The 23,441-nt window shown below is 64.0% G+C and carries 21 protein-coding genes; 14 read left to right on the forward strand and 7 right to left on the reverse strand.

Annotation, left to right across the window (positions count from 1 at the left end):
- Together ASD04_RS10375 and ASD04_RS10380 are read right to left on the reverse strand one after the other, a co-directional pair.
- The gene (locus tag ASD04_RS10375) at window positions 1–849 is read right to left on the reverse strand and encodes a 23S rRNA (adenine(2030)-N(6))-methyltransferase RlmJ (protein ID WP_056256159.1); all 849 of its coding nucleotides are present in this window, start codon (window positions 847–849) and stop codon (window positions 1–3) included.
- Entirely contained in the window at window positions 850–1,497 is a 648-nt protein-coding gene (locus ASD04_RS10380; RefSeq protein ID WP_056256161.1) for a LysE family translocator, read from the reverse strand. It lies immediately after the preceding gene.
- Between the two features lie 107 nt (window positions 1,498–1,604).
- Between ASD04_RS10380 and ASD04_RS10385 the strand changes: the two genes are divergently transcribed.
- From ASD04_RS10385 to ASD04_RS10425, 9 genes are all read left to right on the forward strand, one after another.
- Window positions 1,605–2,828: an argininosuccinate synthase gene (locus ASD04_RS10385; protein WP_056256162.1), complete on the forward strand. Its 1,224-nt coding sequence runs from the start codon at window positions 1,605–1,607 to the stop codon at window positions 2,826–2,828.
- 174 nt (window positions 2,829–3,002) lie between these two features.
- A complete protein-coding gene (locus ASD04_RS10390) occupies window positions 3,003–5,099 on the forward strand; it encodes an EAL domain-containing protein (RefSeq protein WP_056256165.1) in 2,097 nt (698 codons plus the stop codon).
- A 248-nt stretch (window positions 5,100–5,347) separates the two neighbouring features.
- Window positions 5,348–7,162 carry a translational GTPase TypA gene (typA, locus tag ASD04_RS10395; protein ID WP_056256169.1) on the forward strand — a complete coding sequence of 605 codons (1,815 nt, stop codon included), beginning with the start codon at window positions 5,348–5,350 and terminating at the stop codon, window positions 7,160–7,162.
- A gap of 159 nt (window positions 7,163–7,321) precedes the next feature.
- Window positions 7,322–7,930, forward strand: a complete 609-nt coding sequence (locus ASD04_RS10400) for a DedA family protein (protein WP_056256172.1) — start codon at window positions 7,322–7,324, stop codon at window positions 7,928–7,930.
- A 291-nt stretch (window positions 7,931–8,221) separates the two neighbouring features.
- The gene (locus ASD04_RS10405) at window positions 8,222–8,524 is read left to right on the forward strand and encodes a YggT family protein (RefSeq protein ID WP_056256174.1); all 303 of its coding nucleotides are present in this window, start codon (window positions 8,222–8,224) and stop codon (window positions 8,522–8,524) included.
- Between the two features lie 2 nt (window positions 8,525–8,526).
- Window positions 8,527–8,844, forward strand: coding sequence for a DUF167 family protein (locus ASD04_RS10410; protein ID WP_056256589.1), 318 nt, complete (start codon window positions 8,527–8,529; stop codon window positions 8,842–8,844).
- Between the two features lie 94 nt (window positions 8,845–8,938).
- The gene (locus ASD04_RS10415; protein ID WP_056256180.1) at window positions 8,939–9,283 is read left to right on the forward strand and encodes a hypothetical protein; all 345 of its coding nucleotides are present in this window, start codon (window positions 8,939–8,941) and stop codon (window positions 9,281–9,283) included.
- A 161-nt stretch (window positions 9,284–9,444) separates the two neighbouring features.
- A complete protein-coding gene (locus tag ASD04_RS10420; protein ID WP_056256183.1) occupies window positions 9,445–11,589 on the forward strand; it encodes a sodium-translocating pyrophosphatase in 2,145 nt (714 codons plus the stop codon).
- 449 nt (window positions 11,590–12,038) lie between these two features.
- The gene (locus tag ASD04_RS10425; RefSeq protein ID WP_056256185.1) at window positions 12,039–12,593 is read left to right on the forward strand and encodes a dihydrofolate reductase family protein; all 555 of its coding nucleotides are present in this window, start codon (window positions 12,039–12,041) and stop codon (window positions 12,591–12,593) included.
- A gap of 59 nt (window positions 12,594–12,652) precedes the next feature.
- Here the strand turns inward: ASD04_RS10425 and ASD04_RS10430 are convergent, their stop codons facing one another.
- Entirely contained in the window at window positions 12,653–13,102 is a 450-nt protein-coding gene (locus tag ASD04_RS10430) for a MarR family transcriptional regulator (protein ID WP_056256187.1), read from the reverse strand.
- A gap of 74 nt (window positions 13,103–13,176) precedes the next feature.
- On the opposite strand from ASD04_RS10430, the gene ASD04_RS10435 reads away from it, so the two are divergent.
- Window positions 13,177–13,713, forward strand: a complete 537-nt coding sequence (locus ASD04_RS10435; protein WP_162245119.1) for a cytochrome b/b6 domain-containing protein — start codon at window positions 13,177–13,179, stop codon at window positions 13,711–13,713.
- On the opposite strand, the gene ASD04_RS10440 is transcribed toward ASD04_RS10435, so the two are convergent.
- The 3 genes from ASD04_RS10440 to ppa all read right to left on the reverse strand — a co-directional run bounded on the left by ASD04_RS10440 (window position 13,670) and on the right by ppa (window position 16,290).
- Window positions 13,670–14,305 carry a chloramphenicol phosphotransferase gene (locus ASD04_RS10440; RefSeq protein WP_056256189.1) on the reverse strand — a complete coding sequence of 212 codons (636 nt, stop codon included), beginning with the start codon at window positions 14,303–14,305 and terminating at the stop codon, window positions 13,670–13,672. The genes ASD04_RS10435 and ASD04_RS10440 overlap by 44 nt on opposite strands.
- Entirely contained in the window at window positions 14,302–15,687 is a 1,386-nt protein-coding gene (locus ASD04_RS10445) for a serine hydrolase (protein ID WP_056256192.1), read from the reverse strand. The genes ASD04_RS10440 and ASD04_RS10445 overlap by 4 nt, the downstream gene beginning before the upstream one ends.
- Window positions 15,688–15,756: 69 nt before the next feature.
- A complete protein-coding gene (ppa, locus tag ASD04_RS10450) occupies window positions 15,757–16,290 on the reverse strand; it encodes an inorganic diphosphatase (protein ID WP_056256194.1) in 534 nt (177 codons plus the stop codon).
- Window positions 16,291–16,410: 120 nt separating this feature from the next.
- On the opposite strand from ppa, the gene ASD04_RS10455 reads away from it, so the two are divergent.
- Complete coding sequence (locus ASD04_RS10455) at window positions 16,411–16,953, forward strand: hypothetical protein (RefSeq protein WP_056256197.1); 543 nt, start codon at window positions 16,411–16,413, stop codon at window positions 16,951–16,953.
- Window position 16,954: 1 nt separating this feature from the next.
- On the opposite strand, the gene ASD04_RS10460 is transcribed toward ASD04_RS10455, so the two are convergent.
- Entirely contained in the window at window positions 16,955–17,395 is a 441-nt protein-coding gene (locus ASD04_RS10460; RefSeq protein ID WP_056256200.1) for a TerB family tellurite resistance protein, read from the reverse strand.
- A gap of 230 nt (window positions 17,396–17,625) precedes the next feature.
- Between ASD04_RS10460 and ASD04_RS19605 the strand changes: the two genes are divergently transcribed.
- From ASD04_RS19605 to ASD04_RS10475, 3 genes are read left to right on the forward strand one after another with little or no spacing between them, the layout of a single operon-like run.
- Entirely contained in the window at window positions 17,626–18,444 is an 819-nt protein-coding gene (locus ASD04_RS19605; protein WP_056256203.1) for a hypothetical protein, read from the forward strand.
- Window positions 18,329–19,984: a DNA polymerase Y family protein gene (locus tag ASD04_RS10470; protein WP_162245120.1), complete on the forward strand. Its 1,656-nt coding sequence runs from the start codon at window positions 18,329–18,331 to the stop codon at window positions 19,982–19,984. The genes ASD04_RS19605 and ASD04_RS10470 overlap by 116 nt, the downstream gene beginning before the upstream one ends.
- Window positions 19,981–23,403 (forward strand): error-prone DNA polymerase, encoded by a 3,423-nt coding sequence (locus ASD04_RS10475; RefSeq protein ID WP_082531140.1) that lies wholly within the window; start codon window positions 19,981–19,983, stop codon window positions 23,401–23,403. The genes ASD04_RS10470 and ASD04_RS10475 overlap by 4 nt, the downstream gene beginning before the upstream one ends.
- The last annotated feature ends 38 nt before the right edge of the window (window positions 23,404–23,441 follow it).

Here is a 23,441-nt window from a genome sequence, read left to right on the forward strand (position 1 = left end):
CTACTCCCCCGCCACCCATTCCATGCGCACGCGGCCCTTGCCGTCCTCGGCCAATAGTCCGGCCAATTCCGGCAGCAGTACCTTCATCTCCGCTTCCAGCGCATAAGGCGGATTGACCACGATCATGCCGGTACCGTGCAGGCGGAGCGGGGTCGCGAAGGGGCGGACGTTCAGCTCGATGCGCAGGATTTTGGGGATGCCGGTGCGCTGGAGCGCGTCGATGAATTCGGCGATTTCGTGCGGGTCCTTGACCGGGTACCAGAAGGCATAGATGCCGCCGGGCCAGCGCTGGTGGGCTTTCACCAGCCCCGCGACCATGCGGGCGAATTCACCCTTTTCCTCGAAGGGCGGGTCGATCAGGACGAGGCCGCGCTTTTCCTTCGGCGGCAGATGCGTGCCCATTGCGGCCCAGCCGTCGAGATGGGTGGCGCGCACCTGGATGTCGCCGGCAAAATTCTCGCGCAGCTTTTCGGCATCCTCAGGGTGTAGTTCGAGGGCGAACAGCCGATCCTGCTGGCGCAGCAGGTGCCTGGCGATCAGTGGCGAGCCGGGATAGAAGCGGAGACCGCCATCGGGGTTCTGCGCGCGGACCGCATTGAGATAGGGCGCGGCCAGTTCTGCCGCCGGCCCGGACAGGCCGCGTTCCATCAGCCGGCCAATGCCATCCACCCATTCGCCGGTGCGCCCGGCCTCGTCGCCTTCGAGGTCGTAGAGCCCGATGCCGGCATGGGTATCGAGCATGCGGAAGGCGGCGTCCTTGCGCTTCAGGTATTCGACGATGCGGACGATGATCAGGTGCTTGACCACATCGGCAAAGTTGCCGGCATGGAAGGCGTGGCGATAGTTCATCTAGTGCCGCGCCTGTGCCGTCAGGATGGTGGCGGCAAAGGCGGTGAAGATGGCGGCAAAACTCCAGTTGAGCGCGCGCTCGACCCATTTGCTGGAGCGGAAGGCCGCGGCGAGGCGTTCCGCCAGCAGCACGGTGACGATCCCCAGCGGGATCGACAGGGCCACGAATTCGAGGCCGAGGAAGATCAGCTTGCCGGTGGCGCCGGGATCATGGGCATCGACGAATTGCGGCAGGAAGGTCACGAAGAACAGCACTACCTTGGGATTGAGCAGATTGATGCCGATGCCGGTGGCAAAGCTCTGCCGCACGGTGGGTGGCTTCTTCGCCGCCTCGGCCAGGCGGAGGCCACCGCCATGGAACACTGCCTGATAGGCCAGATAAAGCAGGTAGACCGCGCCGGCGAGCTTGAGGGCCAGGAACAGCGGCGGCGCGGCGATGATGAGGATGGAAATGCCGAAGGCGACCAGCATGGTATGGACCAGGATGCCCCCCATGGCGCCGAACATCGCGGCCAGGCCATGGGCCCGCCCATAGTTGATGGCGCGCGACATCTGCAGCGCCATGTCGGGGCCGGGGGTGATGGCGAGGACAACGGTCGCCAGCGCAAACGCGAGGATGACGGAAAGGTCGGGAATGAAGGCGGGCATGGCTTGATGCTCAAGAATCTTGGCGCGGACAATTGCACCAAAGCCCGCTCCTGACTAGGGTGCGGCCGATTTCAGGGCGCCCCGGCGCCCCAAGCAGGCGTAAACTTATGGCAAAAGACATCAAGAAGGTCGTGCTGGCCTATTCGGGCGGGCTCGACACCTCCATCATTCTCAAGTGGCTGCAGGAAACCTATGATTGCGAGGTGGTGACCTTCACCGCCGATCTGGGCCAGGGCGAGGAACTGGAGCCGGCGCGCAAGAAGGCCGAGATGTTCGGCATCAAGGATATCCGCATCGAGGACCTGCGCGAGGAATTCGTGCGCGACTTCGTGTTCCCGATGTTCCGCGCCAATACGGTCTATGAGGGCCAGTATCTGCTCGGCACCTCCATCGCCCGCCCGCTGATCGCCAAAAGGCTGGTGGAAATTGCCCAGGAAACCGGCGCCGACGCGATCTCGCATGGCGCCACCGGCAAGGGCAACGACCAGGTGCGGTTCGAACTCACCGCCAATGCACTCGATCCTTCGATCAAGGTGATCGCGCCGTGGCGCGAATGGGATTTGCGCAGCCGCACGCAATTGCTGAACTATGCCGAAAAGAACCAGATCCCGATCGCCAAGGACAAGCGCGGCGAAGCCCCGTTCTCGGTCGATGCCAACCTGCTCCATACCTCGTCCGAGGGCATGGTGCTGGAAGACCCGGCGGTGCCCTTCCCCGATTACGTGCCGCAGCGCACCGTCGATCCGGAAAAGGCCCCCAACGAGCCCGAAATCATCACCATCGGCTTCGAGAAGGGCGATCCGGTCTCGGTCAATGGCGTCACGCTCAGCCCCGCCTCCCTGCTCACCAAGCTCAATGAACTGGGCGGCAAGCATGGCGTGGGCCGGCTGGACCTGGTGGAAAACCGCTTTGTCGGCATGAAGTCGCGCGGGCTCTACGAAACGCCGGGCGGCGCCATCCTGCTGGTGGCGCATCGCGGCATCGAATCCATCACGCTCGATCGCGGCGAGGCCCATCTCAAGGATGAGCTGATGCCCAAATATGCCGAGCTGATCTATAACGGCTTCTGGTTCTCGCCCGAGCGCGACATGCTGCAGGCGCTGATCGACAGGAGCCAGCACTATGTCACCGGCGAAGTCACGGTGAAGCTCTACAAGGGCAGCGCCAGCGTCATCGCCCGCACCTCGCCGCATTCGCTCTATTCGATGGATCTGGTGACCTTCGAGGAAGGCGCCGTGGCCTATGACCACAAGGACGCCGAAGGCTTCATCCGCCTCAACGGCCTTCGCCTCAAGACCTGGGCTGCGCGCAACAAGCAGGCCCGCGGCTGATTTATGCACCTGCAGGCGATCCGGATCATCCCTGAATGGTCCGGATCGGTCTTCGCCGTCCGAACTTAATCGCTCGTTAACGTGAACGATCTAGCTTTCCCGTAGCGTCATGCAGAAGCATTGAGACGGGGGAATCGGCGGGTGCGAGCAGAAGACGCTGGCAGCTTGAGCGAGATGGCTGAAGCGCTGCTGCTCGATGCTGCGCTCGAGAACATCCCCTATGGCTTCTGCGTCTGGTCCCCCCAGTTCCGGCTGGTGATGTGGAACAAGCACTATCGCGACATTTACGGTTTCTCGTCCGATGCCATCTATCGCGGTATGAGCCTCGAAGAGGTGGTGCAGCTTTCCGACCGGCTCGGCAATCATCCCGGCCACGGTGCCGACGAATTCTACGAGATCTATACCAGCCAGTTGCTGGCCAATCGCAGCGGGGCCCGCACCAAGAGCCAGGAAATGGTGCATGGCGGCCGCACCATCGAAACCGCCCATGTCTATTCGGAAGCCCTGGGCTGGGTGGTGACGCATGAAGACGTCACCGACGAGATCGCGCGTACCGAAGTGGTGCAGAAGCGCAAGCTCGAGCTGGAGCGGCAGAATATCCGGCTCGACGCGGCGGTGAACAATATTTCCCAGGGCCTTTGCATGATGGACGCCAAGGGGCGGCTGGTGATCTGCAACGAACCCTATGCACGCATCTACAATCTGCCCTCCAGCATGCTGCGGCCGGGCACGCAGCTGGAAGACATTCTCAGCCACCTGTTCGACGTGGGCATGAGTGCCGGCGGCACGCGCGAGGAATATGTCGAATGGCGCCGCGATGTGATCAACCGGCGCGAATATGGCAAGAATATCCACGAGCTCAATGGCCGCACCATCATGATGCAGCACCATCCGATGAAGGATGGCGGCTGGGTCTCGACGCATGAGGATATTACCGAGCAGCGGCAGAACGAGGCGCGCATCCGCCACTTGGCCCGCCATGACGCGCTGACCGACCTGCCTAACCGTATCGAATTCCTCGAGCAGATGGCCAAGACGGAAGCCGGGCTCAGCCGCGGCGAAATGGCGGCCGTGCTCTATATCGACCTCGACCACTTCAAGGCGGTCAACGATACGCTGGGCCATGCCGTTGGTGACGAGGTCATCAAGCAGGCTTCGGCGCGGCTCTGGGGCACGACGCGGGAAACCGACGTGCTGGCGCGGCTGGGCGGCGACGAATTCGCGCTGCTGATGCGCCCGATCGACAGCGCCGCCGACGCCGCCAAGGTGGCCGACCGCATCATCAAGTCCATCGGCACGCCCATGCTGATCGGCGGCCAGCAGATCGAGATCGGCGCCAGCGTCGGCATCGCCATCGGGCCGGGCGACGGGGTCAAGACCGACACACTGGTCAAGAATGCCGACCTTGCCCTCTACAAGGCCAAGAGCGAAGGCCGCTCGACCTACCACTTCTTTGAAACCGGTATGGATGCCGACCTGCAGTCGCGCCGCTCCATCGAGGCCGGTTTGCGCCTGGCCCTGCAGCGCGAGGAATTGCGGCTGATGTTCCAGCCGCTGCTGGGGCTCAAGGAAAACCGCGTGACCTGCGTCGAGGCCCTGCTGCGCTGGGACCATGAAGGCCGCACCATCTCGCCCGTCGAATTCATCCCCATCGCCGAGGAAACCGGGCTTATCGTCGCCATCGGCGAATGGGTGTTGCGCGAAGCCTGCAAGACGGCGGCGACCTGGCCGGGCGATATCCGCGTCGCGGTCAATCTCTCGCCGGTCCAGTTCAAGAGCCGGGACCTGCTGGGCCTGATCAAATCGGCCTTGTCCGAGGCGCGCATTCCGGCGACGCGGCTGGAGCTCGAAATCACCGAGAGCCTGCTGCTGGCCGAGAACGACACCAATCTCAAGGTGCTGCATGACCTGCGCGCCATGGGTGTGCGCATCTCGATGGACGATTTCGGCACCGGCTATTCCTCGCTGAGCTACCTGCGCAGCTTCCCCTTCGACAAGATCAAGATCGACCGCTCCTTCATGCGCGACCTCACCAGCCGCGGCGACAGCCAGGCCATCATCAAGGCGGTGATCGGGCTGGGCCAGTCGCTGGGCATGTCGACCACGGCCGAGGGCGTCGAAACCGAGGAACAGCTCGAAATGGTGCGGGCCCAGGGTGCCTCGGAAGTGCAGGGCTTCCTGTTTTCCCCGCCGCTGCCGGCGGCGGCCCTGGCCAACCTGCTTCACTCCGAAGCGGCCTCGACCCAGCTCGAGCGCAAGCGGGCGTCCTGAGCTATCCGGCCGCCGAAACGCAAGCCGATCGGGCCGCCATCCCGGCGCGGCATTAACCCCGCAACCCACCTCTGCGTGCCCCGCGCTTGTGGAAAACCCCGTCTTCCTGTAAGGCAGCGCCAAATGCGCCAGAACCGCACTTTGCGGGAGCTGGTGTGCGTTCATTCCCGCATGGTTCGTCCGTTGCAGTCCGCTTCCTCAAGACGCGGACCCGGTTCTGGGATCATGCCACCAGAGGCCGACCCCATATGTCCTTGCGCAATATCGCCATTATCGCCCACGTTGACCACGGCAAGACCACGCTGATCGACGTGCTGCTCAAGCAGTCCGGTTCGTTCCGCGAAAACGAGCGCGTCGAAGAACGCGCCATGGACAGTAACGATATCGAGCGCGAGCGCGGCATCACCATCCTGGCCAAGGTCACGTCGCTGCTGTGGAAGGACACCCGCATCAATATCGTCGACACGCCCGGCCACGCCGACTTCGGCGGCGAGGTGGAGCGCATCCTTTCGATGGTCGATGGCGTGGTGCTGCTGGTCGATGCGGCCGAAGGCCCGATGCCGCAGACCAAGTTCGTGCTCGGCAAGGCCTTGGCCCAGGGCCTGCGTCCCATCGTGGCCATCAACAAGATCGACAAGTCCGACGAGCGGCACCTCGAAGTGCTCGAAGAAATCTTCGACCTGTTCATCGCGCTGGACGCGACCCCCGAGCAGCTCGATTTCCCTGTGCTTTACGGCGCCGCCAAGCTGGGCTGGATGGCCAACGAACCCGATGGCGCCCGCGAAAGCCTGGCGCCGCTGCTCGACAAGGTCATCGAGCATGTGCCCGAGCCCAAGGTCGAAACCGGCCCGTTCCGCATGCTGGTCACCACCATCGAGCGCAACCCCTTCCTCGGCCGCATCCTGACCGGCCGCATCTTTTCCGGCTCGGTCAAGGCGGGCGATGCCATCCATACGCTGAACCGTGAAGGCAAGGTGGTCGAAAAGGGCCGCGTCTCCAAGGTTCTGGCTTTCCGTGGCCTTGAGCGCAATCCGATCGATGAAGGCTTTGCGGGTGATATCGTCGCCATTGCCGGCCTCGAAACCACCACCGTCGCCGATACCATCTCGGTGCCGCAGAACATTACGCCGATCCCGTCCAAGCCGATCGATCCGCCGACCCTGTCGGTGACCTTCCGCATCAACGACGGCCCGCTGGCCGGCCGCGAAGGCGACAAGGTGCAGTCGCGCGTCATCCGCGAGCGCCTGATGCGCGAAGCCGAGGGCAATGTCGCCATCAAGGTGACGCCGGGCACCGACAATGACAGTTTCGACGTGGCCGGCCGTGGCGAATTGCAGCTGGCCGTGCTGATCGAAAACATGCGCCGCGAAGGGTTCGAGCTGACCATCGGCCGCCCCAAGGTGCTGTACAAGGAAGAGAACGGCGTCAAGCTCGAGCCGATCGAGGAAGTCATCATCGACGTCGATGACGAGCATACCGGCGCCGTGGTGCAGAAGCTCACCGAGCGCAAGGGCGAACTCACCGACATGCGGCCCTCGGGCGTTGGCCGCACCCGTATTCGCCTGCTGGTGCCCACCCGTTCGCTCATCGGCTATCAGGCCGAATTGCTGAGCGATACGCGCGGCACCGCCATCTTCAACCGCCTGTTCCATGAATTCGCCCCGTTCAAGGGCGAACTGGCCAGCCGCCGGACCGGCGTGCTGATTTCCAACGGCACCGGCCAGTCGGTGGCCTTTGCGCTGTGGAACCTGGAAGATCGCGGCCCGATCATGATCGATGCCGGCGTCGACATCTATGAAGGCATGATCATCGGCGAGCATAGCCGCGAGAACGACCTTGAAGTGAACGCGCTCAAGGGCAAGCAGCTGACCAATATCCGCACCACGTCCAAGGACGAAGCGGTGCGGCTGACCACGCCCAAGAAGCTGACCCTGGAACAGTCGATCGGCTATATCGCCGATGACGAATATGTCGAGGTCACGCCCAAGTCGATCCGCCTGCGCAAGATGTGGCTCGACCCCAATGACCGCAAGCGCAACATGCGCGCGCAGAAGTCGGCGTAAGGAGAGCCGGCTTCGCCGGCACCCCCACCCTTGATCCCTCCCCACAAGGGGGAGGGAGACGATGGAGCTGCGGGGTCCTCAGTCTGCGCCTGCCTCCCCCTGATGGGGAGGGACCGAGGGTGGGGTGGGGCCACGAGAACGAGACTTCGAGGAGCTCTCATGACCGACTGGATCATCCAGACCATTTCCGATCTCGGCTATGTCGGCATCTTCCTCGTCATGCTGGCGGAATCGATCTTTCCGCCCATTCCGTCCGAACTCATCATTCCCTTTGCCGGCTTTGCCGCCGCCAATGGGCAGCTCGATTTCTTCGGCGTGCTTGCCGCTGCCACTGTCGGCGCCGTGGTCGGCATGCTGCCCTGGTATTTCGCCGGGCGGCTGTTCGGGCTCGAGCGGGTGCGCCGGCTGGCCGACCGCTATGGGCGGCTGCTGACCATGAATGCGGCGGAGATCGACGTGGCCGTCGGTTTCTTCCAGCGCTTCGGTCCGGTCATCGTGCTGTTCGGCCGGCTGATGCCGATCATCCGCACGCTGATCTCGATTCCCGCCGGCCTCGCCCGCATGAGCCTGCCGGCCTTCCTGCTCGCCTCGACAGCGGGGGCGCTGATCTGGAACACCGTGCTGACCCTTGCCGGCTATGTCCTGCATGAACATTACGAACTGGTCGAAGTTATCCTCGATCCGCTGAGCTATATCGTGCTGGCCGCGGTGGTGCTGCTCTACCTGTTCCGCGTGGTGACCTGGAAGCCGGCCCGGCAGCAGGGCTGACAGCCGCTCTCGCAAATTGCAACCGGTCTCGCGTTCTGCGACGCAGCTTCGCCTGCAAAACGCGAATATTCACAATACTTTAACCTGTGCCGCCCGCTTTGCGGGCCTGCCGCAACTGGCACGCTTCCTGCATTGGTCCGGCTGTCCGGAAATTGTATTGCGTACCGGATGCAAAGTCATTGGGGCCTCGTTCCGTGCGACCGGAGCGAGGCTCTCATGCTTTCGGCGCCGCTCTTGCCGCAAGGCGCGGCAGCCACTAAGTATTCCGGAGCTTTCTAACCGGAGACGCCCATGCGCGCCGTGCTCGATATCATCCTGCTCATCCTCGATCTCTATCGCTGGGTGCTGATCGCCATGATCATCATGAGCTGGCTGATCTCCTTCAACGTGATCAACACGCGCAATGGTTTCGTCGAGGGCCTGTGGCGCGTGCTCAACCAGCTCACCGAGCCGGTGCTGCGACCCATCCGCCGCATCATGCCGAATTTCTCCGGCCTCGATATTTCCCCGATCATCGCCTTCATCATCATCTTCTTCATCCAGCAGATCATCGGCTACTATATCTATCCCGCCGTGGCGCGCGCCGGCATCTAGCCCTGGCGCAGCCTGCCAAATGCTATCGGCTCGGCCCCAATGGGCTGAGCCTTTTCGTTCGAGTCACCCCCAATGCCGGGCGCGACGCCATCGAGGGCGTCGAGCTGCGCGATGACGATACCGCCGTCCTCCGGCTTCGCGTCAGCGCCGTGCCCGACAAGGGCAAGGCCAATGCCGCCGTGGTGGCGCTGCTGGCCAGGGCCCTCGGCGTGCCCAAATCTGCCGTGAGCGTGAGCAGCGGCGAGACCAGCCGGTTCAAGACATTGTCGATCAGCGGGGATGGGCCGGCGCTGGCAACCGGTATCGAGGCGCTCGGCTGACCCCTGTGGCGGCCAGCCCGTTCAGCCGCCATTCAGCCTGCAAATGCCAATCCTGAGCGCAGGACCGAGCGGTCCTGAACCGGAGGATTGAACCATGGACCATCGTTTGCTGGGCGCCGCGGTCGCGGCCCTGACCATACTGTCCCCACTGCCGGCCTTCGCAATGAAAGGCATCGACGCAGCCCGCTCCTGCGAGGCGCGGCCGGGCTGCAAGGTGATCTATGACAATAGCGGCGGCGAGGTGATCGTCATCGTCGTCGACGGCTCGACGATCGTCTGCCCCACCCCGCAAAGCGAGTGCGAGGTCTGGACCAGGGTGGGCGGCACACGCCTGCCCCATGCCGATCTCGATGCCGTTCTCGCCGATCCCGGCCGGTCGTCCGGCAGCGGCAAGCCATCGGTCGCGCCCAGGCCCGGTGGCCTTACGATCACACGCTAGGCCCGGCGCGCCAAATCGTCGCAATATCGATTGCTTAACCAAACAATCCCGCTAATCTCCGTTCCCGGAAGGGGCTCCAGGAGGGCATGCCGTGCGGGTTGGAGGACCGGCATCGGGTTTGCGTGGAGTCCCCGGAGGAAAAATCTAGAGGGACTAATCTGATGACTTTGGCACTCTGGCTGATCGTCCTGTGCGGCGCTCTGTCCATCGTCTACGGCGTCTACACGACGCAGCAATTGCTGGCCGCCGATAGCGGTTCGGCCCGGATGCAGGAAATTTCGGCGGCCGTCCGCGAAGGCGCATCGGCCTATCTCAAGCGGCAATATACCACCATCGCCATTGTCGGCGTGGTCATCCTGATCGCCGCCTTCTTCCTGCTCGGCATCTATGCCGCCATCGGCTTCCTGCTCGGCGCGGTGCTCTCGGGCGCGGCCGGCTTCATCGGCATGAATGTGTCGGTGCGCGCCAATGTCCGCGTGGCGCAGGCGGCCACCAGCTCGCTGGCCAAGGGGCTCGATCTCGCCTTCAAGTCGGGCGCCGTCACCGGCATGCTCGTGGCCGGTTTGGGCCTGCTCGGCGTCACCCTCTATTTCATGATCCTCACCCAGGGGCTGGGCTTCGAGCCGACCAGCCGCAGCGTCATCGATGCGCTGGTGGCCCTCAGCTTCGGCGCCTCGCTCATCTCCATCTTCGCCCGTCTCGGCGGCGGCATCTTCACCAAGGGTGCCGACGTGGGCGGCGACATGGTGGGCAAGGTCGAAGCCGGCATTCCGGAAGACGATCCGCGCAACCCGGCCACCATTGCCGACAATGTGGGCGACAATGTCGGCGACTGCGCCGGCATGGCCGCCGACCTGTTCGAGACCTACGTGGTGACCATCGTCGCCACCATGGTCCTGGCGGCCATCATCCTGCCCGATGCGTTCAAGCTCATCGGCATGGTGCTGCCTCTGGCCATTGGCGGCGCCTGCGTCGTCACCTCGATCATCGGCACCTACTTCGTCAAGCTGGGCGCCGACAACAATATCATGGGCGCCCTCTACAAGGGCATCATCGCCACCGGCGTCCTGTCGCTGGTCGCGCTGCTGCCGGTGCTGTGGTTCGTCTTCGGCGATCTCAACGTGGTCATCGAGGCTTCCGACAAGACCTTCACGCCCTGGGCCCTGTTCTGGTGCGGCGTGGCGGGCCTGGTCATTACCGGCCTGATCATCGTCATCACCGAATATTATACCGGCACGGGTCGCCGTCCGGTCAATTCCATCGCCGAAGCCTCGGTTACCGGCCATGGCACCAACGTCATTCAGGGTCTCGCGGTTTCGCTGGAATCGACGGCCCTGCCGGCTTTGGTCATCATCGCCGGCATCATCGTCACCTACAACCTGGCGGGCCTGTTCGGCATCGCCTTCGCCGTCGCTACCATGCTGGCCCTTGCCGGCATCGTGGTGGCGCTCGATGCCTTCGGCCCGGTCACGGACAATGCCGGCGGGATCGCGGAAATGGCCGGCCTCGACAAGGAAGTGCGCCACAATACCGACGCGCTCGATGCCGTCGGCAACACCACCAAGGCCGTCACCAAGGGCTATGCCATCGGTTCGGCGGGCCTGGGCGCCCTGGTGCTGTTCGCGGCCTATACGCAAGACCTGATCTACTTCTCGGGTCTGCCCGATGCCCCGGTCATCTTCCAGGGCGTGGGCCAGCTCACCTTCTCGCTGGCCGACCCCTATGTCGTGGTGGGCCTGCTGTTCGGTGGCCTGCTGCCGTTCCTCTTCGGCGGCATGAGCATGACCGCCGTGGGCCGCGCCGCCCAGTCGGTGGTGGTGGAAGTGCGCCGCCAGTTCAAGGAAAAGCCGGGCATCATGGCCGGCACCGAAAAGCCCGACTACGGCCGGGCCGTCGACATGCTGACCAAGGCGGCGATCAAGGAAATGATCGTGCCATCGCTCCTGCCCGTGCTGTCGCCCATCGTGGTGTTCTTCGTGATCTACTGGATCGCGGGCGCCGCCGCCGGCTTCTCGGCTTTGGGCGCCATGCTGATGGGCGTCATCGTCACCGGCCTCTTCGTCGCCATTTCCATGACCGCCGGCGGCGGCGCCTGGGACAATGCCAAGAAGAGCTTCGAGGACGGCTTCACCGACAGCCACGGCGTCAAGCACCTCAAGGGTTCCGACGCCCACAAGGCCTCGGTTACCGGCGACACCGTCGGCGATCCCTACAAGGACACGGCCGGCCCGGCCGTCAACCCGATGATCAAGATCACCAATATCGTGGCCCTGCTGCTGCTGGCGGTGCTGGCGCATCTGGGGTGACCAGACATAGTGAGGACTGAACTGAAGAAGGCCCGGGAGCGATCCCGGGCCTTCTTGTTATTCATTGCTGAGCCGGGACCCAAGGTGGGGGTATCACACGCACCAATTTATCCATCTTATCCCCCTCCCCAAAATCTCAGGCATACTCCCCCCATCCCTCCGCATGGGCGGCCTGCAGGCGAACAGTGGCGGAGGGCGCCGGGCCGGCTTCGCTGCCGCGCAGGTTCGAGTAGCGGCCGCTCCCTTCGAGACGGCTTCCGTCTCACTCTTAAATTACTCAGGGGCGTCAGCCGTCTCGGGGTCCGTCCATCCATGACAACCGGAGGCTGCATCGGCCGTCCGGACGCACGCGTTGCAAAAACTTCGGGCAAAATGTCGAAGTCCGGCCACCCCGCTCGTCGCCCTGTCAGATGGCGGCCGGGAGGGCTGCCAGGCACAGGAGAATAAAGATGCGTAAAGTGACTGCAGGCCTGTTCTATTCCGTCGATGGCGTGGCCGAGGCGCCCGACCAGTTCCAGTTCGACAGTTTCGACGACGAACTGGGGGCGCTGCTCGGCGGCGTCATGACCGAGGTCGATACGGTGCTGCTGGGCCGCAAGGGCTGGCAGGAATGGGCGGGCTTCTGGCCCAATGCCGGCGAGGACATGGATTTCGCCAGCTATATCAATGCCGTGCCCAAATTCGTCGCCTCGCACAGCCTCAAGCCGGCCGACCTGGCGATCTGGCAGAATTCCACGCTGATCGAGGGCGATCTCGAAAGCTTCGTGCGCGATCTCAAGCAGCAGCGGGGCGGCACGATTGCGGTCATGGGCGGCATGTCGCTGGTGCGCCAATTGCTGCTGGCCGGGCTGATGGACGAACTGACGCTCATCGTCCATCCCGTCGTGGCCGGCAGGGGGCGGCGCCTGTTCGAAGACGGCACGCCCACCACGCGGCTGGCGCTCAAGAGCAGTCAGATCACCAGCAAGGGCAATGCGGTGCTGACCTATGGCAAGCGCGACTAGGTTTTGTTCTCTCCCCGACGGGGAGAGAATAAGGGCGCTCACCCGATCCATAGGGCGGCTCATGTCCGTGCGGCGCCATCCTGGGTTTCCAGCACGGCTATGATGCGCTTGATCAGTCCGAAGAACTGGCTGCGCTCCTCGGGCGTGAGCTGTTCCAGCACCAGCGCATTGATGGCGGTGGCGGCTGCGGCTACGGCGGGAATTTTGTCCAAGGCCAGCGGCGTCAGGGCAACCAGCGTACTGCGGCCGTCTTCCGGATTGGGCAGGATGGTGACGAGGCCATCGCGCTCCATGCGGGTCAGCGTCGCGGTCATGGTGGCCTGCTTCACCCCGGCACGCTCCGTCAGCGCCTTCTGCGTCAGGGCCGAGCCATCGTCCAGCGCCAGCAGCACGGGCATATGGGCGGGGCTGAGACCGAGGGGCGACAGATGCCGCTCCAGTTCACGCACCAGCAGGCGTCCTGCCAGATTGGTGAGGTAGCCCACCGAGCCGTCGCGGTTGAGGGTCATTTACATAGCTTGCTATCTAAATACATAGTATGCTATCTATATCCCTCCAGCCAATGCCCCGCAAGGAGCCTGTCATGTCGCTCACCAGCAGTCCAACCCGTTATGGCGCCGTTGCCATCGCCATCCACTGGCTGACCGCCATCGCCATTATCGGCATGCTGGCCAGCGGCCTCACCGCCGCCAATACGGGCGACGAGGCGGTCAAGCTCAACCTGCTGCGCGGCCACGCCATCATGGGCGTGCTGATCGGCGTGCTGACGCTGTTGCGCATCGTCTGGTGGCTGGCCTTCGACCAGCGTCCGGCCGATGCCGCCGGTCTGTCGCGCGGCCAGTCGCTGGCTTCGCATGTCGTGCATTACGGGCTCTATGCGGTCATTCTGGTCATGGTGGCGAGCGGCATCGCCACCGTCATCCTCAGCGGCGGTGGCGCGCAACTGGCCGGGGCCGCGCCCCTGCCGCTGCCCGATTTCACCCTGGCGCCGCCCTTTAGCGTGCATGGGCTGCTGGCGCGGGGGCTGCTCGTATTGCTGGCCGGCCATATCGGTGCGGCCTTGTGGCACCAGTTCGTCAGGCGCGACCGGCTGCTGGCGCGGATGGGGGTGGGGTCATAGCGGCGAGGGTCGCAAAGGCCCGCTTCGGCCGGGCCAGTGCCGCGGCAATGGCGCTGACGCAGTCAGCGGGGGTCATGGTGCCGGTATCGACCGTCAGGTCATAAATGCCCGGCCTATGCACGGCCTCCTGCCAGCGCCGCACCGGCTCGGGCACGCCTTCGCCGGCCGCATAGAAGCCGCCCTGCGGGTCGGCATTGCGGCGGGCCATGATGGTTTCGATGGGGCAATGCACGCCCACGAACAGCGCGTCGAGCCCGGCCAGGCGCCGGGCACATTGGGGCAGGATGCCCAGCGGGGCCGAATAGGCGTCGTGATGGCCCAGGTCGGCAACCACGTCGAAGCCCTGCCGGGCATGGGCGGCGATGGCGTCGTAGAGCGCCAGGTAGAGCCGCACGACGTCAGGCTCCAGCTCCGGCCGTTCCCCGCCCGGCCGCAAACCTATCCCCGGCTTCAGCGCGTCAGGTAAACTCGCATATTGGGCATCGACGCCCAGATTGATCCAACGGCCTGGCAGATCTTGCTGCATGGCCCTGGCGATGGAGGATTTACCCGAGCGCGGCACGCCGTTGAGAATGACGATATGGCCGGTCATGGCACACGGATAGCCGTCATGTTCTGTCCGTTCTGATGCAGCGTCAGGGCCGGTGCGGCGCCATCGACCGGATCGGCGAAGGTGATCTGGGCGTCGACGACCCGGAAGAAGTAGCGCTTCTCGCTTTCGGGGAAGATTTCAAAACGCTCCTGCCCGGTCAACTGGGCAAAGAGCCGGTCGTCTTCGGCAGTGATGGTGATGGTGATGCCGGGCGCCAGCAGATATTGGCCGGCATAGGGGGGCAGGATAGCCGGATCGACCTCAACGACTTCCCGTGGCGTCGGCTGGGGCCGCAGCGGCAGCGTCTGGTCCAGCAAATGCAGGCCGATATCCTCGATGCCGGCCTCGGTGACCATGCTGGACAGCACCACGACGCCGTTGCCGGTCTTGCGATCATAGCCGGCAAAGCTGCGATAGCCGCCGGTAATGCCATTGTGCCAGACGATGTCGCGGCCGCCTTCGATGAGGTTGAACCAGCCCAGCCCGATGACCTCGCCTGGTCCGCCGGCGGGGCGCGTGCGGTCCAGCATGATGGCAAAGGCTGGCGCAAGCGGGCTTTCCACCGCACCGCTGGCGGCGGCGATGAATTTGGCGAGGTCGGATGTGTTGGTGACCAGCGCGCCCACCGGCGCGAAGGCATCCATGTCCCAGTTGGGCACCGGCTCGCCTGCGGCGTCATGGCCTTGCGCCATGCCGGCAATGTCGCCCGGCGCTGTGGCGAGGCGGGTCTCGGTCATGCCGAGAGGATCGAAAATCTGCTGCTGCACCAGTTCGGCATAAGGCTTGCCGCTCACATGCGCGATGGCCTGGGCCAGCAGGGCGACACCGACATTGGAATATTCGAACTGTTCGCCGATGCCGCGCGGCAGCTCGTATGCGGCGATCCAGGCCATCAGTTCATCGGCGCCATAACCCGAATAGGGGTTGGCCGCGCCCTCGGCCAGAATGGTCTCGGGCAGGCCGGAAAAGCCGGCGCTGTGGGTGGAAAGATCGAAGGCGGTGATGGGTTTGCCATCGCGCTCGGGCAGTATCGTGCCTTGGGGCAGGTAGTCGGTCAGCGGCGCATCGAGGTCGATCCTGCCGTCCACCACCAATTGCGCCAGCAGCACATTGGTCATGACCTTGGTGATCGAGCCGGCCTCGAACAAGGTGTGTTCGTCGATCGGGGCCGGATCGTCCCTGGACAGCGTGCCATGCGAAACGAAGCGCGGCACGCCGCCCTCGATCACCGCCACAGCTATGGCAACATTGGCATGGTCGCGGTCGATGCGGTCGGCCAGGATCTGTTCGATCGCGGCGTCAGGCGGCATGGTGGCCTCCTGCGCCATGAGGGGCGTGGCGATCAGCGCGGCGGTGGCGAGTGCGGCGAGGGTGCGTGGCATCGAAACCTCCCGATTGTGCAGGGCCGATCACCGGCATGCACAATCCATGCGGCGAGGATGAGGCCGGCGCTATTTTGCCGTCTTGGCCAGTTCGATGGAGTCGAGGATTACCTTCTTGGCGTCCTCATAGCCGCCGACATGGCTGATCTTGGCCCACTTGCCGGGCTCGAGATCCTTGTAGTGGGTGAAGAAGTGCTTCACGCGCTCGACCTGGATGGCCTGTATGTCGCTGATATCCTTGATGTCGTCATACATGCGGGTCAGCTTGGGCACCGGCAGAGCGAGGATTTTCTCGTCCTGGCCGCCATCGTCTTCCATGAACAGCACGCCGATCGGGCGGCAGCGAACGACGGCGCCGGGCACGAGGGGCCGCGAATTCATGATAATGACGTCGAGCGGGTCGCCATCGCCGCACAGGGTGTGGGGCACGAAGCCGTAATTGCCTGGATAACGCATCGGCGTATAGAGGAAGCGATCGACGAACAGCGCGCCACTGGCCTTGTCGATTTCGTATTTGATCGGCTCGCCGCCCATAGGCACTTCGATGATGACATTGAGGTCGTCGGGCGGGTTCTTGCCGGTGGGAATGGCGTCGATATTCATGGCTTCAGGTCTCGTTCATCGGGGAGGCGACAAAGTTGCGGACTTGTGCCCAACCGAGGCCGCAAAGGCAAGCCAGTTTGGCGCAACCCTGCCTGTCCTGCTCTTCAGCGAAGGAATGCGATGAAACCGATCCTGGCCGCCTTGCTGGCAATTGCCGCCCTCGCCACTCCGGCGCAGGCCGCGTTCAACAGCGCCTATACCGATCTCGACCTCGACGAATGCCTGGTGCTCGATGCCGACGATTTCGGCGCGAGCTGGGCCTGTCCGGGCTACAAGGGCTATCCGCTGATGGTGAGCGAAGGCGACCTGCGCTTTTCGCTGATCTACGGCTTCGGCGCCAAGGCGGGTGATGGCCAGACCCTGCCGCCGTTCAACCGGCTGGGGGAAAAGCTCGAATGGCGGCTGAGCAACGATCTCGGCCGCTGGATGCCGATCGCGACCATCGTGCGCTATCACACCGCCGATCCCGAAACCGGGGAAGACAAGGGGCAGGTGCTGGTGGTGACGCAACTGGTCGAGGGCAATAGCTGCCACATCGCCTATATCGATGCGGTGGCCAATGCCAATGCCAACGAATTGGCGCGCCAGGCGGCCGACGCATCGGGGGATTTCGACTGCGCCAGCGACGAGGTGGAAATCATCGGCAAGTTCGAGGCTTACTAGGCTAGGCCTTTTCGGCTTTGCCGACCTGATTGCGCAATATGGTGCGGTCGCGGCTGGAGACGCCGATTAGCTCGGCAATGCGCCAGACCATGTTGTCTTCAAGTTCGTGGTTCTTGCGATCGGCAAAGACCACGGTCCACATCATGCGGACGATTTCGATCCGGTCTTCCATTTCGAGCTGGGTCAGGCCCGAGGTGAATTTGTAGAAATCCACCGCCTCGGCATCGCGCAAGGCCGCTTCGCGGACCAACTTGTCCACGGCGGCTTCATCCATGTCATAATGGTCCTGCAGCGCCTCCCTGATGGCATTGCGTTCCGCGTCCTTCATCTGTCCGTCCACGGCGGCCAGATGCACCAGCAGGGCCGCGACGGCCAGCTTGGGGTCGTGGTTGGAAAGAACGGTTTCGGGCTTGTTGAACAGGCGGGTAATGGCCTCGAACATGGCGCAAGCCTCCTTCGGGGAGCGGTGGCGAAAAGGGTTTGCACGCCGGGAGGCAGGCAGGGGCAGGATTAGCAGCCCGGCTGTCCGGCGTGAATGGGCGAGGCGCTGGGTCACGCGCTCTTGACCGGGCTTGATGCGTGGGCGCCACACCCTTCCCCGCGAAAAGGACTCGACTCCATGCAGATTCGGAGTCTAAATGTTCCTGTTTTGTTCACATAAGGATTGGTGCGATGCCCGCACCCGACCAGCAACAGCGCCTTGCCGCGCTGCGGGAAACCATTGCCGATATCGAGCGCAAGCCGGCACTGGCCGAAGCGCGGGTGCTGGCCGAGCAGCAGGATGGCGCCTTTCCGGTATTGGCCGGCGGGATGCTGCAGGAAATGTTCACCGACGAGCGCCGCAATGGGGGGGCGCTGCTCGGCTTTGCGCTGGCGCAGGCCAAGGGGCTGCTGACCTCGCAGCGGCCGGCCGTCATCTATCTGCAACTGGCCGACGAGGCACAGAAGCTGGGCATGCCCTACGGGCCGGGTCTCTTGAGCTTCGGCTTCGATCCGGATGCGCTGGTGCTGGTGCGGGCCGCCAATATGGGTGACCTGCTCTGGGCGGCCGAGGAGGCCATTGCCTGCCGGGCCGTGGCCGCTGTGGTGGCCGATCTCGGCAGTCATTCAAAACTCCTCGATTTCACCGCCAGCCGCCGCCTCAGCCTGCGCTCGGCGGCGACGGGCGGTTCGATCTTCCTGTTGCGCTACGGGCAGGGGCGCGCGGCGAGCGCGGCGCATCTGCGCTGGCGCCTGTCGCCCGCGCAAAGTACCCGCCGGCGCCATGACGCCAAGGCTCCCGGTCCACTGCGCTGGCGCGCGGAACTCGAAAAGGGAGCCCTCATCAAGAACGCGATCAAGAACCAGACCGAATTTCTGCTGGGTTGGACGGAAAATGGATTCGCAACATTCACTGCTCAGCGCCGCCATGCAGACCGGCGCATCGGGAGCGCGACGCTTCCTCGTGCTGTTCCTGCCCAGTTGGCCGACGGATTACCTCAAACGGCATGATGGCGGGCTCAAGGGGCCGCTGGTGCTCTATGAAGCCATCAAGGGCGGGCTGCGTCTGGCTGCCGTCGATGCCGAGGCGTCGCGTCGCGGCCTCAGCGTCGGGCAGAATCTCGCCGATGCGCGGGCCATGGTGCCCGAGCTGACGGTGCGCGAAATGGATCGCCCGCAGCTCGAGGCAGCCTTCGCCGATTTTGCCGACTGGCACTCCAATGCCAGCCCGCTGGTGGCCGCGATGAGCGATGTCAGCACCTTCGGCGACCTGGTGCTCGATATTACCGGGGTGGCGCATCTGTTCGGTGGCGAGCGGCCGATGCTGCGCCTGTTGCTGACCCGACTGCGCGATCTCGGCTATACCGTGGCCGGCGCCATCGCGCCCACGATCGGGGCAGCCTGGGGCGTCAGCCACTTCGCCCGTAGCCAGGTGGTCGAGGCCGCCGATCTCGAAACCGTTCTCGATGCGCTGCCGGTTCATGCGCTGCGGCTGGAGCCGGCCCAGATTGCCGGCCTTTCCCAGATGGGGCTCACGACCATCGGCCAGCTTCGCCCGCGCGAGCGCAAGCCGCTGCAGACGCGGTTCGGCATCTCGCTGTTGCAGCGGCTCGACCAGGCCTATGGCCATATCGAGGAGCGGATGGTGCCGCGCCTGCCCCTGGCCGAACGCTATGCCGAGCGGCGTTTTGCCGACCCGATCGGGCTGATGGACGACGTGCTGATGACCTGCCACGACCTGGCCATCCAGCTCGGCATCAGACTCGAGGCCGAAGGGCAGGGTGGGCAGGCCTTCCATCTCTTCCTCTATCGCGTCGATCACAAGGTGATGGCGCTGTCGGTCAATTCGGCGCGGCTGACGCGCGACCCCGAGCATATCACCAAGCTGTTTTCCAACCGCTCGGAGCGGCTGGAGGGCGAATATGACGCCGGCTTCGGCATCGACATGATCCGGCTGGCGGTCAGTTCGGTTTCCGAGCTCGATGCGGTGCAGCTCGGCGCCTTCTCGCATCGGGGCGTGGCCGAGGATCTCGACCAGCTCAACGACCGGATGAGCAGCCGGCTCGGCACGATGGCGGTGCTCAGGACGCAACTGGTGGCCAGCCATATTCCCGAGCAGGCGGCGCGGCTGGTGCCGGCGCTGGTGGCCAGCAATGAGGATCGCGCCGGCTGGCCCACTCCGCTCCGGCCGCTGCGGCTGCTGCCGATGCCCGAAAGGGTGGCGATCAATGCCGAAGTGCCCGAGGGGCTGCCGGCCTCGATGATCTGGCGGCGCGACAGCTACAAGATCGAAAAGGCCTCCGGCCCGGAACGGCTGGGGGCAGAGTGGTGGCGCAGCGGCCAGCGGCTGCAACTGGTGGTTCCCGAGACGCCCAAAAAGGGCGAGGCGCCGCCCTATATTCCCAACCTGCCGCAATTCGATCCCGAGGCCGGCACACGCGACTATTACGTGGTCGAAGACGAAAGCGGCCGCCGCTTCTGGATTTTCCGGCAGGGCTTCTACACGGCGGAAAATCCGCCGCCCTGGTATCTGCACGGCTTTTTCCCATGAGCCAGGTCGTTACCCTCGAGCAGAAGGCAAATCCCCGCTCCCGGCCGGCCCGGCCTGTCGCCGATTATGCCGAACTGGTCTCGACCACCAATTTCTCCTTCCTGCGCAGCGGCTCATCGCCCGAAGAAATGGTGGCGGCGGCGATGCAGATGGGGCTCGCCGCCTTTGGCGTTGCCGATCGCAACAGCTTTGCCGGCGTGGTGCGCGGCTATGTGGTGGCGCGCGACAACAAGGAGCAGTTTCCCGGCTTTCGCTATCTCGTCGGCGTGCGGCTCTGCTTTGCCGATGGCACGCCCGATATCATTGCCTATCCCACCGACCGGGTGGCCTATGGGCGGTTGTGCAAGCTGCTGACGGTGGGCAACCAGCGGGGCAAAAAGGGCAAGCCGGTGCTGCATTTTCCCGATCTGTTCGGTTCGGGGAGCCTGGCCCAGGAGCAGGGGCCGCCGGAAAACTATGCGCAGGGCCAGCTCTTCATCCTCATGCCGGACGAAAGCGATTGGGGCCTGACGGCACGAACCCTCGACGTGCTGGCGCGGCAGGCGCCCGATCGCGTCTGGCTGGCCGGTACGCCCCGTTTCGACGGAGAAGACCGGGCTCGCCTTAACCGGACTGCCGAGCTGGCCCGGGTCCACCGCGTTCCGATGATCGCCAGCAATGACGTGCTCTATCACGAGCCCGACCGCCGCATGGTGCAGGATGTGGTGACCTGCATCCGCGAGCATCTGACGCTGGAAAGCGCGGGCTGGCGCCTTACGGCCAATGCCGAGCGGTATCTGAAGCCAGCCGCTGAAATGGCCCGGCTGTTCCGCGATCATCCCGATGCCATCGCCCAAACGCAGGGGTTTGTCGCCCGTATCGGGTTTTCGCTCGACCAGCTCAAATACAATTATCCCGAGGAAACCATCGGCAATGGCGAAACCGCCCAGCAGACGCTGGAGCGGCTGACCTGGGAGGGGGCGGCGAAGCGGTTTCCCGAAGGCGTGCCTGACAGCATCAAACACTCGATCTGGAGCGAGCTCTGCCTCATCGCCTATAAAGGCTATGCCGCCTATTTCCTGACGGTGCACGACATCGTCCGCTTTGCCCGCGACGAGCGGAATATCCTGTGCCAGGGACGCGGGTCGGCGGCCAATTCAACGGTCTGCTATTGCCTCGAAATCACCGCGGTCGATCCGCGCAAAGCCAAGCTGGTCTTTGGCCGCTTCATCTCGACCGAGCGCGACGAACCGCCCGATATCGATGTCGATTTCGAGCATGAGCGGCGCGAGGAGGTGATGCAATATGTCTACCGGAAATATGGCGGCAAGCGCACGGGGCTGACCGCCAATGTCATCTCCTATCGCTCCAAGAGCGCCATGCGCGAGACAGCCAAGGCCTTCGGGATTTCCGACGATGTGATCAACGCCTTCAACCAGTTGAACTGGGGCTGGGGGTCGCGTGTCGAGCTGGGCAAGGTCCGCTCCATCGGGCTCGATCCTGACGATCCGGTGCTGGCGCAGATGTTCGAGGTCATCAAGGTTCTCAAGGGCTTTCCACGTCATCTCAGCCAGCATGTCGGCGGCTTCGTCATCACCCGCGATTCGCTCGAAAGCCTGGTGCCCATCGGCAAGTCGGCGATGGACAATCGCAATATCATCGAATGGAACAAGGACGATATCGCCGCTCTGGCCATTCTCAAGGTCGATGTGCTGGCTTTGGGCATGCTCACATGCCTCAGACGGGCCTTCGACCTGATGCGGGCGCATTATGGACAGGAGGTGGAACTGGCCGAGCTGCAGAATGAAGAATTCAGCCATCCGGACCGGGCAAAACCGGTCTATGAAATGACCCACCGGGCGGACACGATCGGTGTGTTCCAGATCGAGAGCCGGGCGCAGATGTCGATGCTGCCGCGGCTCAAGCCGGTCGAATTCTACGATCTTGTCATCGAAGTCGCCATCGTGCGGCCGGGCCCCATTCAGGGCGGCATGGTGCATCCCTATCTCAAGCGCCGGCAGGACGGGAGTTGGAAGGCCAATCCCGACGATCCGCTCGACATGGTGCTCGAAAAGACGCTTGGCATCCCTCTCTTCCAGGAACAGGCCATGCAGATGGCTGTCAAAGGGGCCGGCTTCACACCCGGTGAGGCGGATCACTTACGTCGTGCCATGGCCGCTTGGCGCCGCACCGGAAAGATTGGCATCTTCAAAGACAAATTCATCAATGGCATGCTGAAGAATCCGCGAGGTTATACGCGGGAGTTTGCCGAGCGCTGCTTTTCACAGATTGAAGGCTTTGCCGAATATGGTTTTCCCGAAAGCCATGCGGCGTCCTTTGCCCTGCTGGTCTATGCCTCGTGCTGGCTCAAATGCCATTACCCGGATGTCTTTGCCTGCGCGCTGCTCAATTCCCAGCCCATGGGTTTTTATGCCCCCAGCCAGATCGTGCGCGATGCGGTCGAGCATGGCGTCGAGGTGCGGCCGCCAGACGTCAACCTCTCGAATCACGATTGCTCGCTCGAAGACGATGGCTGGCAGGCTCGCGAGCATGTCTGGGATCGTCATGCGCCGATGCGGGATGTCATCTGGTCGAAAAGGGCGCTGCGGCTGGGCCTGCGGGAGGTCGAAGGCCTGGCCAAGAAAGACATAGAGCGGATTGTCGAATTGCGCGGGGGTGGCTACACCTGCGTTCGCGATCTCTGGCTGCGGACCGGGGTGCCTATTGCCAGCCTCGAAAAGCTCGCCCGTGCCGATGCCTTTGCCGAACTGGGCCTCAACCGGCGCGAGGCATTGTGGGCGGTCAAGGGATTGATGGGGACGCATGGGGCCGAGACGCTGCCGCTCTTTGCCGCCACACGCCCGGCCCTGCCGATCCCTGCGGAAGAGCCGGCCGGCCTGCCGCTGATGCAGCCCGGCGAGGAGGTGATTCACGACTATGCGACGCTCTCCCTCTCGCTCAAGGGGCATCCGGCGCAGTTCCTGCGGCCGATGCTCGACAGGCGGGGTACGATAAAGGCAGCCCATCTGGGCCGGGCGATGCCGGGACAGCGGATCGAGGTGGCGGGGCTGGTGCTGGTGCGACAAAGGCCAGGCACGGCGAGTGGGGTGATCTTCGCTACACTCGAGGACGAAACCGGCATTGCCAATATCGTCATCTGGCCCAAGCTATTCGAAAAGGACGAGATGCGCCGGACGCTGCTGGCGAGCCGCATGCTGGCGGTCCGCGGCAAGCTGCAAAAGGAAGGCCTGGTGATCCATGTCATTGCCGAGGACATGACCGACCTGACCCCGCAATTGCTCGACATCAGCAATGGCAGGGATATCGAGGAAATCGGCCCGCCCGACGACAGGGGGCATGACCGCAATACTCAGCGCGAAATCGAAAAAGCCCGCCGCCGGGCTTATGCAGCCCTGCCGGGTGGTCGCAATTTCCACTAGGGCGTTTCCAGCAAGGGTGGCAACGGTTTTTGCGGCTC

This window comes from Devosia sp. Root436 (assembly GCF_001426345.1).
GTDB lineage: Bacteria > Pseudomonadota > Alphaproteobacteria > Rhizobiales > Devosiaceae > Devosia.

What these genes read in the sequence shown, in the direction of transcription:
- ASD04_RS10405 (WP_056256174.1), top strand. Translation starts at nt 8,222, where the DNA reads ATGCGCGCCGTGCTCGATATCATCCTGCTCATCCTCGATCTCTATCGC.
- ASD04_RS10400 (WP_056256172.1), top strand. Translation starts at nt 7,322, where the DNA reads ATGACCGACTGGATCATCCAGACCATTTCCGATCTCGGCTATGTCGGC.
- ASD04_RS10460 (WP_056256200.1), bottom strand. Translation starts at nt 17,395, where the DNA reads ATGTTCGAGGCCATTACCCGCCTGTTCAACAAGCCCGAAACCGTTCTT.
- ASD04_RS10470 (WP_162245120.1), top strand. Translation starts at nt 18,329, where the DNA reads ATGGATTCGCAACATTCACTGCTCAGCGCCGCCATGCAGACCGGCGCA.
- ASD04_RS10440 (WP_056256189.1), bottom strand. Translation starts at nt 14,305, where the DNA reads ATGACCGGCCATATCGTCATTCTCAACGGCGTGCCGCGCTCGGGTAAA.
- ASD04_RS10425 (WP_056256185.1), top strand. Translation starts at nt 12,039, where the DNA reads ATGCGTAAAGTGACTGCAGGCCTGTTCTATTCCGTCGATGGCGTGGCC.
- ASD04_RS10390 (WP_056256165.1), top strand. Translation starts at nt 3,003, where the DNA reads ATGGCTGAAGCGCTGCTGCTCGATGCTGCGCTCGAGAACATCCCCTAT.
- ASD04_RS10420 (WP_056256183.1), top strand. Translation starts at nt 9,445, where the DNA reads ATGACTTTGGCACTCTGGCTGATCGTCCTGTGCGGCGCTCTGTCCATC.
- ppa (WP_056256194.1), bottom strand. Translation starts at nt 16,290, where the DNA reads ATGAATATCGACGCCATTCCCACCGGCAAGAACCCGCCCGACGACCTC.
- ASD04_RS10375 (WP_056256159.1), bottom strand. Translation starts at nt 849, where the DNA reads ATGAACTATCGCCACGCCTTCCATGCCGGCAACTTTGCCGATGTGGTC.
- ASD04_RS10430 (WP_056256187.1), bottom strand. Translation starts at nt 13,102, where the DNA reads ATGACCCTCAACCGCGACGGCTCGGTGGGCTACCTCACCAATCTGGCA.
- ASD04_RS10445 (WP_056256192.1), bottom strand. Translation starts at nt 15,687, where the DNA reads ATGCCACGCACCCTCGCCGCACTCGCCACCGCCGCGCTGATCGCCACG.
- ASD04_RS19605 (WP_056256203.1), top strand. Translation starts at nt 17,626, where the DNA reads ATGCCCGCACCCGACCAGCAACAGCGCCTTGCCGCGCTGCGGGAAACC.
- ASD04_RS10385 (WP_056256162.1), top strand. Translation starts at nt 1,605, where the DNA reads ATGGCAAAAGACATCAAGAAGGTCGTGCTGGCCTATTCGGGCGGGCTC.
- ASD04_RS10455 (WP_056256197.1), top strand. Translation starts at nt 16,411, where the DNA reads ATGAAACCGATCCTGGCCGCCTTGCTGGCAATTGCCGCCCTCGCCACT.
- typA (WP_056256169.1), top strand. Translation starts at nt 5,348, where the DNA reads ATGTCCTTGCGCAATATCGCCATTATCGCCCACGTTGACCACGGCAAG.
- ASD04_RS10435 (WP_162245119.1), top strand. Translation starts at nt 13,177, where the DNA reads ATGTCGCTCACCAGCAGTCCAACCCGTTATGGCGCCGTTGCCATCGCC.
- ASD04_RS10475 (WP_082531140.1), top strand. Translation starts at nt 19,981, where the DNA reads ATGAGCCAGGTCGTTACCCTCGAGCAGAAGGCAAATCCCCGCTCCCGG.
- ASD04_RS10415 (WP_056256180.1), top strand. Translation starts at nt 8,939, where the DNA reads ATGGACCATCGTTTGCTGGGCGCCGCGGTCGCGGCCCTGACCATACTG.
- ASD04_RS10380 (WP_056256161.1), bottom strand. Translation starts at nt 1,497, where the DNA reads ATGCCCGCCTTCATTCCCGACCTTTCCGTCATCCTCGCGTTTGCGCTG.